The organism is Archangium sp. (assembly GCF_045802675.1).
Classification (GTDB): domain Bacteria; phylum Myxococcota; class Myxococcia; order Myxococcales; family Myxococcaceae; genus Archangium.
Genome location: NZ_JBJMQO010000026.1, coordinates 302,529 through 312,541 on the forward strand (window position 1 = coordinate 302,529; position 10,013 = coordinate 312,541).

The following is a 10,013-nucleotide window of genomic DNA, read 5'->3' on the forward strand; positions in this document are numbered from 1 at the left end:
GTCGACGCGTTCCTAGAAGGCGAGGGTGAAGCCGGCGCCGGCTCCGCTGGAGGTGGGGTAGAGATGGAGGCTGGCCCGGGGCGTGGCCGGGTCGGGCGCGGACTCGCGCAATGAGGGGACCGAGGGGCTCGTGGGACCCGAGGGCAGGGATTCGATGTGCGTCTCCACCACCTGATCCTGGTGGTGCAGGAGGGCATCGAGCACGCCCGCCGCGTACACGGCGTAGAAGCCCGCGGCCGAGCCCCATTTGAGCGTCGTCCAGTTCTGGGCCTGCCCCAGGCTGTCCGTGGGGATGTAGTGCACGGGGACGTTCCGGGTTCCCCCGATGTCGTCCACCGCCACCTTGGTCGTCTGGACGAGCGAGTCGTAGGCGAGGAAGGCGATGATGCTGGTGACGGCGAGTGCGCCCTCGGAGGCGGCGAAGAGCGTGCCCAGGCCCGTGCGGCCCTGCTGGAACTGGCCCGCGCCGAAGGGGACGAAGTTCACCATGAAATTGCGCTTCTCCACCTGCCGCACCGTCACCTGATGGGAGAGCTGCTCCACGCGCCGGCGCTGCTCCTCGGCGGTGGCGCGCTCGCGCTCGCGGCGCTCGGCCTCGGTGCGCTCACGCTCCACGCGCAGCTGGCGCTCCTGGCGCACCAGGACGAGCTCCGCCGACATCTGCAGGCGGATGTTGTCCAGGTACGTCACCGCGGGCGGGGGCACCGCGAACGGATCCAGGTTGAAGTCCGGCTCCAGCCGCAGCAGCGCGCGGAAGTGGCGCTCGGCGTCCTCGGGGCGGTTGAGGTTGAAGGCGCTCAGCCCGGCCAGCTTGTGCAGCTCCGCCAGGTCCTTGTCGGAGAGCCGGCCCCGGTCGATGCGGGGGCCCGCGCGCGCCAACACCTCGGCGTAGCGGCCGTACTCGTAGCTGGCGCGCAGGGCGGACACCTCCGTGTCGGCCGGCTCGTCGGCGAGCGCGGCCACGGGGGCGAGCAATCCCAGGAGGACCAGGAGGCGGAGGCAGCGGCTCATTCGGCGACGAGGGATCCGCGCAGCGTGGTGGACTTGCCGGGCTCGAGGAGCACCGCGCGCTTCTCGGTGAGGTACCCGTTGTGGCTCACCTCGTACTCCACGCGGTGCTGGAAGCTCGCCTGCCCCTTGGGCGATTGGATGTCGAAGGGATGCTCCTGTGACTCGCGCACGGTGCGCGCCTCGCCGCCCACGCGCACCACGGCGTCCGCGGGCTCGTACGCGAAGGACAGCCGCGAGGCCTTGAGCTGGGCACGCAGGCGGAAGACGTTCTCCACGCCGGGCCGCACCTCGATGGTTTCCTGGGCGGACTCGCAGTAGTCGCAGGTGATGGTGACGGTGTGCTTGCCGGGCGCCACCTGCAGCGTGTGCTGCGCGAGCGGCTGGGCGCTCGGGGCCCCGGTGTCCACGCGGACGTAGCCGTAGGGGCGCACCAGGATGGAGATGGGCACCGGCGTGAAGCGGGCGGGCTCGACCCGGGCCGGCTCGGCGCGCGTGGCGAGCCGCCGGGTGTCGGGCGTCGTCCGGGCGGTCTGCACCGGAGGCGTGTGCGGCTCGGTGGCGTTCGGCTCGGCCAGTGGCTTCACCGTGGGAGTCACCTGGGCTCCGGGCTTCGGCGGGGTGGGCTTCACGTCCGGGGCGGCCGGGGCCGTGGTGGGCGGAGCGTCCGGGGTGCGTTGCTGGAAGAGGTGGACGCCCACGCCGAGCACCGAGGCCACGAGCAGGCCCGCGCCCAGCTTCAGCCCCCGGGCGCGCCACAGCTTCAGGCGGCGCTGGCGCTCCAGGCCTCCGAGCAGCGCGAGCGCCCGCGTGTTGGTGGCATCCAGCGCGAGCACCTGGTTGAGGCAGGCGAGCGCCCGGGGCATGCGCTTGTCCGCGAGCAGCCGCTCCCCGCGCTCGAGCAGCGAGGCGATGATCCGCGGGCGCATCAGCTTCTGGTACGAGGCCGGGTCCGCGAAGAAGGAGGTGAGCTCCTCGCCCACGCGCGCGAAGCCGAGCCCCGCGAGGTAGTCCCCGAGCGCGTCGCGCAGCTTGCCCGCGTTGGCGTAGCGCCGGGCCGGGTCCCTCGCGAGGCAGGTGGCGCAGATGTCCGCCAGCTCGTCGGAGAGGCTGGGCACGCGCTGGCGCGGGTCCTCGTAGTTGCCATCGAGGATGCGCTTGAGGGTGGCGGTGGCGTTGGCGGCCACGAAGGGCAGCCGGCCCACCATCAGCCAGTAGAGGATGGTGCCCAGCGAGAAGATGTCCGTCTCGGGGCCGGCGTCGAGGCCCTCGATGATTTCGGGGGCCATGTGCGCCGGAGAGCCCACCAGCGCGCCCGTGACGGTCATCCGCTCCTCGATGTCGAGCAGCCTGGCGATGCCGAAGTCCATCAGCTTCAGGACTCCGTCCTCGCGGATCATCACGTTCTCGGGTTTGAGATCGCGGTGGATGACGCCGGACTCGTGCGCGTGGGCGAGCGCGGCGGCGAGCTCGTGCACCACCATGGCGGCCAGCTCGGGCAGCTCCAGGTGGCCCAGCTCGTCCACGTACTCCTTGAGGGTGCGGCCGCGCACGTACTCGGTGACGAGGAAGGCGTCCTGCGCGCCCTCGGCCGAGAAGTCGAACACCTCGAGGATGTTGGGGTGGTGCAGCCGCGCCACCGCCTTGGCCTCGCGCGCCAGCCGGCGGCGCGACTCGGACTTGTTGGCCAGGTGCGGGTGCAGCACCTTCACCGCCACCTCGCGGTCCAACGCCGTGTCGAGCCCCTTGTACACGACGCTCATGCCCCCGGAGCCCAGCTCCTCGAGGATGCGGTAGCGCCCGATGTTGCGGCCGATGAGCGTCATGGGTGGCTGCTCACGCCGAGGCGCGAGAGGGTGGACATGAGGACGCGGGTGTCAGGGTGGATGACGCGAGTATGACAGGAACGTCGGGGTTGGGATTCTAGGAGCCGACCCCATGGGGCGCAACGCACATCACTCGCGCTTGAGGCGGCGCCGCGCGGCGAGCCGATCCAACAGGGCGTTGAGGAGCGGCTCGGCCTGGCGGGGCAGCTTGCGATCCGTGGGCGAGTGCACGGGCAGTGCGCGCGCCAGCCGGTAGAGCTCCACGAGCCGCTCGCGGATCAACTCGTTATCCGGGCGTTCCTGGAGTGCGCGGCGGTAGGCGGCGGCGGCCCCGGTGTAGTCCCCCAGGACGAAGAGGCGCTCGCCCTCGGTGGCGGGAGAGGAGGGGCCCTGGGGGATGGCCTCGGGCTGGGCGCTGGCCTGCAGGGCGCGGAGTGTCTGGAGCTCCTGGGGTTGGAGCATCTCGCGCACGTTGGACAGCCGGAGGCTCAGCGATTCGTCCTCGGGGAACGTCCGGCAGAGCGTCTCGTAGAGGCTCACGGCCTCACTCAGCTCACCGCGGCGCAGGGCGCGTTCGGCATGGGCGACCATTTCGGCGCGGGCTTCGACGTTCATCTCGGGCGCAAGGTTACCGTACGGGACGCGGAAGTCACCCTGGGACTATGGCCGCCTGCCTGGGAGGCGCGAGGGAGGTCCACCCTGGGAGGAGCCTCGGCCGCCTGCCCGCTCTATTTACGGGAATTACGCTATTTGCAGTTTTTTATGTCTAGGCTGTCTGCTCGCTCCGTTTCGGGAAGGGACCGGGGAGGGGCGATGAGGGCCGGGCGTTCGCGCCGGTTCCGCTAGTGTGGGTGCCCCCTATGGTGACGCTCCTCCTTCTCGCCGCGCTGGCCCAGGTGCCGGACCTCCCCGAGGACGAGGCCGGTGACGCTCCGGACGCGGGCGTATCGGCCGTCGTTCCTCCGCTGCCCGTGGCCACGCTGCCCCCGGCCACCCACGAGCTCTTCGAGCGGATCAAGGGCCGCGTGGCCCAGGTGCGCATCATCGAGCGGCGCAGCGGCACCAAGTCGTCCATCGGCTCGGCGTTCTTCGTGAGCGCGGACGGGCACGCCATCACCAACTACCACGTCATCTCGAGCATCGTTCATCAGCCGGAGGACTACTCGGCCGAGCTGGTGCGCAACGGCAACGACGCGGAGGCGGTGCCGGTCCGGGTGGTGGACGTGGACGTGGTGCACGACCTGGCCGTCATCCAGCAGGACGCGCTGGTGAAGGACTGGTTCGAGCTGGCGGCGAAGGAGCCCCCGCAGGGCACGCGGCTGTACGCCATGGGCAACCCGCATGATCTGGGCACCACCATCGTCGAGGGCACGTACAACGGGCTCATCCAGGACGCGCTCTACGACAAGGTGCACTTCAGCGGCGCCATCAACCCCGGCATGAGCGGTGGCCCCACGGTGACGGCCGAGGGCCGCGTGGTGGGCGTCAACGTGGCCACGCTGGGCAACCAGCTCGGCTTCCTGGTGCCGGTGGAGCACGCCCACGAGCTGCTCACGCGGGCGCGCAAGGCGAAGGAGGGCACACCCCCGGCGCTGCTGGCCGTGGTGGGCGCGCAGTTGATGGACAACCAGCAGCGCATCACCGAGCGCCTGCTGGCCACGCCCGTGCCACCGCAGCCGCTCGGCAACTACCGCGTGCCGGGCCGCTGGCTGCCCTTCCTCAAGTGCTGGGGCGACACCCCGCACGAGCCGGAGAACCCGTACACCATCACCAGCTACCAGTGTTCGTCCGAGGAGGACATCTACCTGAGCTCGGATCACCGCACGGGCGTGCTGGCGTACGACCATGCCTTCGTGTCGAGCGATCAGCTCGGGCCGCTGCGCTTCTCGGCGCTCTACTCGGCGCACTTCAGCGATGACGCGGGCGGCGTGGAGGCCACCAAGGAGGACGTGACGAACTTCCGTTGCCGCGAGGAGTTCGTGAAGGTGGGCAACCTGCCGGTGCGCGTGGCCCTGTGCCTGCGCGCCTACAAGAAGTTCCCCGGGCTGTATGACTTGTCGCTCCGGGCGGCGACGCTCGATGCGAGCACCTCGGGAGTGCAGACGAGCCTGGATCTGGCGGGGTTCTCCGCGGACAACGCACGCGCCATCGCGCGCCGCTACCTGGAGGCGCTCGCATGGACGAAGTGATCTTCCTGGAGGTGCTGGAGGGGGACGGGGTGCAGGCGCGGCACCGGCTCGAGCGCTTCCCGGCGACGGTGGGGCGCGGGTACGGCAACGACGTCATCCTGGATGACCCGAAGGTGTCGGCCTCGCACCTGCGAATCGAGCGCACCGAGGGCGGGAAGCTGGTGCTGCGGGACGTGGGCAGCGGCAACGGCACGTTCCGGGTGGAGCCCTGGGCGCGGCTGGCGGAGCTGGAGCTCACGGACGATGCGCGGGTGGCGGTGGGCGACACGGTGCTGCGCTTCCGGAGCCGGTCGCACCCGGTGGAGGACACGCTCGTCACGGCGGTGCCGATGGCGCCGCGCCACCGGCTCTTCGATCGGCGCTTCGCCTTCCCCGCGATGCTGGCGGTGACGGTGGTGGCCTTCCTCTTCTACCAATACCAGACGAGCTACCAGAAGACGGACTGGGGCTCGCTGGCGCTGGCGGTGCTGGGGCCGGTGCTCCTGGCCTTCGCCTGGGCGGGGTTCTGGTCCGTGGCGAGTAAGGTGGCGCGGCGGCAGTTCCACTTCGGCTCTCACGGCACCATCGGGAGCCTGGGCCTGCTGGTGGGGGTGCTGGCGATTCCGCTGTTGGTGGGGTTGGTGAAGTACAGCCTCGGGCTGGGGCCGTGGACGCACTGGCTGTACCTGGTGGGGCTCCTGGGGTGGGTGGGGTGCGTGCTCTTCTGGCACCTGGGTTACGTGACGCGCGCCCACCCGAAGCGGCTGCGGATCGTGCTCGGCATCATCCTGGTGTGCTTCGGGGTGCTGACGCAGGCGGACTCGCTGCTGGGCGACGAGGACTTCTCGCCCGACCTGGAGTTCGATCGCACGCTGCTGCCCCCGGCGCTGCGGGTGGCGCCCGCGAAGCCCGTGGACTCCTTCTTCGAGGACTCGAAGGAGCTCCAGGAGGACGTGGACGCGCTCGCGAAGGAGCGGCCCTGACCTTCGCGCCGGGCCCGCGCGTTACATGCCGCGCACGGCGTGGGGCTGGTAGGGCGCCTCGAGCGCCTTCACCTCGTCCGGGGTGAGCGTCACGTCCACCGAGCGGATGGCCGCGTCCAGGTGCTCCAGCTTCGTGGCGCCGATGATCGGGGCCACCACGGCCGGCCTGGACAGCAGCCACGCCAGGGACACCTCGGCGGGCGAGTGGCCCTTGGCCGAGGCCACCTTCTTCACTGCCTCCACCACGTCCCAGTCGTGCGGGTTGTCGTAGAGCGCCGTCGCGTATGCGTCCGAGCCGGCGCGCGTCGTGGCCTGCTTGTCATCCAGCGTCTTGCGCGTGCCCGCGAGCAGCCCGCGCGCCAGCGGCGACCATGGGATCACCCCGATGCCCTCCGCCTCGCACAGGGGCATCATCTCGCGCTCCTCCTCGCGGTAGACGAGGTTGTAGTGGTTCTGCATCGACACGAAGCGCGCCCAGCCGTTGCGCTCCGAGAGGCTCAGCGCCCTGGCGAACTTCCACGCCGCCGACGAGCTCGCGCCGAGGTAGCGGACCTTCCCCTGCCGCACGAGTTGGTCCAACGCGGCCAGCGTCTCCTCCAGCGGCGTCTCCGGATCCATCCGGTGGATTTGATACAGGTCGATCGTCTCCACGCCGAGCCGCTTCAGGCTCGCCTCGCACGCCTGCACCACGTTCTTGCGCGACAGGCCGCCCATGTTGGGCCGCTCGTTCATGGGGAAGTAGACCTTGGTGGCGATCACCACCTCTTCCAGCCTCGCGTACTTGCGCAGGGCCCGGCCCGTCACCTCCTCGCTCACCCCGAGCGAGTACATGTTCGCGGTGTCGAAGAAGTTGATGCCCGCCTCCACCGCGCGTCGGAAGAAGGGCTGCGAGGCCTCCTCGTCCAGCACCCACGGACGCCAGGTGGGGGTGCCGTAGCTCATGCACCCCAGGCAGATCCGAGACACCTTCAGGCCCGTATGGCCCAGGTTGGCGTATTTCATCGGCTCGTCACTCCTTTGGTTGGCAGGGCGCTTACCCGTGCCGGGACCAGCGCGTCCACCACTCCCTGCGCCACCGCCGCCGCGAAGGCCTCCAGCGTCCGCTCCTCGCGCCAGCGCGCCACCTCCTCGAAGTCCAGCGCGTGGTGCGTCTCGATGATGACCGAGGGCATGGGCGGTTTGCGCAGCACGAAGATGCGCTTGCCCGGCTCGTGCCGGCTCACGAATGTCCCCGGCTGCTCCAGGTCCGAGGCGTACAGGCCCACGTAGTCCTCGCCGCCATACGGGAGGAACCCCGCCTCGCCCATGCGCCGGGCCAGCGCCCGCGCCAGCGCCAGACGCCGGGACAGCAGGGGCTCGGCGGTGTCGTCCGCGTAGAGCACGCTGTACCCGGGGGCCGCGTCGTTCCTCAGGCACCACTCGTCCGGCGCCCACAGCCACCAGCTCGCCTCGCCCCGCGCGTCCGAGTGCAGGCTCACGAAGAGGTCCGCCCGCCAGCGCTCCGCCTCCTCGAGCCGCTCCGCGTACGAGGGCCTCTGTCCCGGCTTCCGGCTCAGCTTCACCTGGAAGTGCCCCGTGGCCTCCAGCCGCCGCGCCAGCTCCTGCGCCGCCCGCAGCGTGAAGGACTCCTCGTGCTCGCACGTGACGGACGTGTTTCCCTCGTTGCCCGGCGCGCCGTGCCCCGCGTCCAGGTAGAGGCGCTTGCGGCCGAAGCCCTCGGGGAACTCCACCTTCGCCACCGTGAGCGGGGCGCTCGCGGCCGGCCACACGGGCGCGGGAGCGGGCTCCGGGGCGGGTGGGGTGAGGGCGGCGGGAGGAGGGGAGGGCTCGGGGACGGTGGGCGCCGCCCGGGCCTGATCCTCGCAGCCGACGGCGATCAGGATCAGGACGAGCAGCGGCAGCCACGGGGGGAGTTTCGGCATGGTGTCTGGGACCCCGGACAGGGGGGCTCGGTTCCTCGAAGTCCCGAGTGGACACGATACCCTCACCCCGTCCCTCCCCCGGAGGGCGAGGGGAAATAGCAACGGGCAGGCCCCCGTGAGGGAACCTGCCCGTCCTTGCTTCAGCCCTTCAGGCCAGCGCTAGGCGCGGACCTCGGGGGTCGCCTCGGACTGGGGAGGCACTGCCTTCTCCCCCTCCGGCGGCGTCTTGAAGGGCGACGTCTCCAGGGCCGCGGCGAGCACCTCGTCCATGCGGGTGGCGAAGATGAACTCGATGTCGTTCTTCGCCTGGTCCGGCACGTCCTGCAGGTCCTTGCGGCAGCGCTCCGGCAGGATCACGCGCTTGATGCCCGCGCGGTGCGCCGCCAGCACCTTCTCCTTGATGCCACCGACCGGCAGCACCAGGCCACGCAGCGTCGCCTCGCCCGTCATCGCCGTGTCGCCGCGCACCCGGATGCCCGTGAGCAGGCTGGTGAGCGCGGTGAGGATCGTCACGCCCGCGGAAGGCCCGTCCTTGGGGATGGAGCCCGCGGGGAAGTGCAGGTGCAGGTCCGTCTTCTCGAGGAAGTTCGGATTGATGCCCAGCACCTCCGCCTTGCTGCGCAGGTAGCTCAGCGCGGCCGTGGCGCTCTCCTTCATCACGTCGCCGAGCTGGCCGGTGAGCGTCATGCCGCCCTTGCCCGCCATCTTCGTCGCCTCGATGAAGAGCAGATCGCCGCCCGCCGCCGTCCAGGCCAGACCCGTGGCCACGCCCGGCACCTCCGTGCGCTCGGCCACCTCCGAGTAGAAGCTCTCGGGCCCCAGGACCTCCTTCACCCGGTTGCCGTCGATGTTCTGCTTGTCGGTCTTCCCGCCGGCCACCTCGACCGCCACCGCGCGGCAGATGTCCGCGATGCGGCGCTCCAGGTTACGCACACCGGCCTCACGCGTGTACGAGACCGTCAGCGTCAGCAGCGCCTCGTCCGTGATGGTGATGTGGTCCGGGCTCAACCCGTGCTCCCTGAGCTGCTTGGGCACCAGGTGGATGCGCGCGATGCTCTGCTTCTCCTCGAACGTGTAGCCGGACAGCTCGATGATCTCCATGCGGTCACGGAGCGGGCCAGGGATGGGATCCAGCTGGTTCGCCGTGGCGATGAAGAGCACCTTGGACAGGTCGAACGCCACGTCCAGGTAGTGGTCGCTGAACGAGTTGTTCTGCTCCGGGTCCAGCACCTCGAGGAGCGCCGCGCTCGGATCGCCGCGGAAGTCCGCTCCGAGCTTGTCGATCTCATCGAGCATCATGACCGGGTTCTTCGTGCCGGCCTTCTTCATGCTCTGGATGAAGCGGCCCGGGAGCGCGCCGACGTAGGTGCGCCGGTGGCCACGGATCTCCGCCTCGTCGCGCACGCCGCCGAGCGACAGGCGCACGAACTTGCGGCCCACCGCCCTGGCGATGCTCTGACCCAGCGAGGTCTTACCGACACCCGGAGGCCCCACCAGGCAGAGGATGGGCCCGCGCATGTCGTTCTTGAGCTTGCGCACCGCCAGGTACTCCAGGATGCGCTTCTTCACCTTCTTGATGCCGTAGTGGTCCTTGTCCAGCGTCTGCCGGGCGTTCTCGATGTCGAGGTTGTCCTCGCTGAGCTTGGCCCAGGGCAGGTCGGCGATCCAATCCAGGTAGGTGCGCGCGACGGTGTACTCGCTGGAGGCCGCCGGAATCGTCTTCAGGCGGTTGAGCTCCTTGTTGGCCACCTTCTCCACGTCCGGAGGCAGGCCGGCCTTCTTCAGGCGCTCCTGCAGCTCGTCGAGCTCCTCCTCCTCCTCGCCCATCTCGCCGAGCTCTTCCTTGATCGCCTTGAGCTGCTGGCGCAGGTAGTACTCGCGCTGGGTCTTCGACATCTCGCCCTTCACGGCGGAGTCGATCTTGTTGGAGAGCTTGAGGATCTCGCGCTTGCGGTTGAGCAGCTCGAGCACGAGCTTCATGCGCGCCTTGAGGTCCACCGTCTCCAGGACGGCCTGCTTCTCCTCGATGGGGACGTCAACGTTGGCCGCGATGAGATCCGCCAGGTGCCCCGGGTGCGTGATCGACTCGACGAGCTCGGTGGCCGC

The 10,013-nt window shown here is 70.2% G+C and carries 8 protein-coding genes; 2 read left to right on the forward strand and 6 right to left on the reverse strand.

Annotated elements, in window-relative coordinates; all coding sequences use genetic code 11:
- Positions 1–12: 12 nt before the first annotated feature.
- The 3 genes from ACJ8AN_RS08125 to ACJ8AN_RS08135 all read right to left on the reverse strand — a co-directional run bounded on the left by ACJ8AN_RS08125 (position 13) and on the right by ACJ8AN_RS08135 (position 3,449).
- Entirely contained in the window at positions 13–1,011 is a 999-nt protein-coding gene (locus ACJ8AN_RS08125; protein WP_407754677.1) for a hypothetical protein, read from the reverse strand.
- Positions 1,008–2,834: a serine/threonine-protein kinase gene (locus tag ACJ8AN_RS08130; RefSeq protein ID WP_407754678.1), complete on the reverse strand. Its 1,827-nt coding sequence runs from the start codon at positions 2,832–2,834 to the stop codon at positions 1,008–1,010. Before ACJ8AN_RS08130 ends, ACJ8AN_RS08125 begins: the two co-directional genes overlap by 4 nt.
- Before the next feature lie 129 nt (positions 2,835–2,963).
- Positions 2,964–3,449: a hypothetical protein gene (locus ACJ8AN_RS08135; protein WP_407754679.1), complete on the reverse strand. Its 486-nt coding sequence runs from the start codon at positions 3,447–3,449 to the stop codon at positions 2,964–2,966.
- A 245-nt stretch (positions 3,450–3,694) separates the two neighbouring features.
- On the opposite strand from ACJ8AN_RS08135, the gene ACJ8AN_RS08140 reads away from it, so the two are divergent.
- Both ACJ8AN_RS08140 and ACJ8AN_RS08145 read left to right on the forward strand, forming a co-directional pair.
- A complete protein-coding gene (locus ACJ8AN_RS08140; RefSeq protein WP_407754680.1) occupies positions 3,695–5,023 on the forward strand; it encodes a trypsin-like peptidase domain-containing protein in 1,329 nt (442 codons plus the stop codon).
- Entirely contained in the window at positions 5,011–5,985 is a 975-nt protein-coding gene (locus ACJ8AN_RS08145; RefSeq protein ID WP_407754681.1) for an FHA domain-containing protein, read from the forward strand. Before ACJ8AN_RS08140 ends, ACJ8AN_RS08145 begins: the two co-directional genes overlap by 13 nt.
- A gap of 21 nt (positions 5,986–6,006) precedes the next feature.
- On the opposite strand, the gene ACJ8AN_RS08150 is transcribed toward ACJ8AN_RS08145, so the two are convergent.
- From ACJ8AN_RS08150 to lon, 3 genes are all read right to left on the reverse strand, one after another.
- Positions 6,007–6,987 (reverse strand): aldo/keto reductase, encoded by a 981-nt coding sequence (locus ACJ8AN_RS08150; RefSeq protein WP_407754682.1) that lies wholly within the window; start codon positions 6,985–6,987, stop codon positions 6,007–6,009.
- Positions 6,984–7,907 carry an N-acetylmuramoyl-L-alanine amidase gene (locus tag ACJ8AN_RS08155; RefSeq protein WP_407754683.1) on the reverse strand — a complete coding sequence of 308 codons (924 nt, stop codon included), beginning with the start codon at positions 7,905–7,907 and terminating at the stop codon, positions 6,984–6,986. The genes ACJ8AN_RS08150 and ACJ8AN_RS08155 overlap by 4 nt, the downstream gene beginning before the upstream one ends.
- Positions 7,908–8,066: 159 nt before the next feature.
- A partial coding sequence (gene lon / locus ACJ8AN_RS08160; RefSeq protein ID WP_407754684.1) for an endopeptidase La occupies positions 8,067–10,013 on the reverse strand: 1,947 nt, incomplete at its 5' end.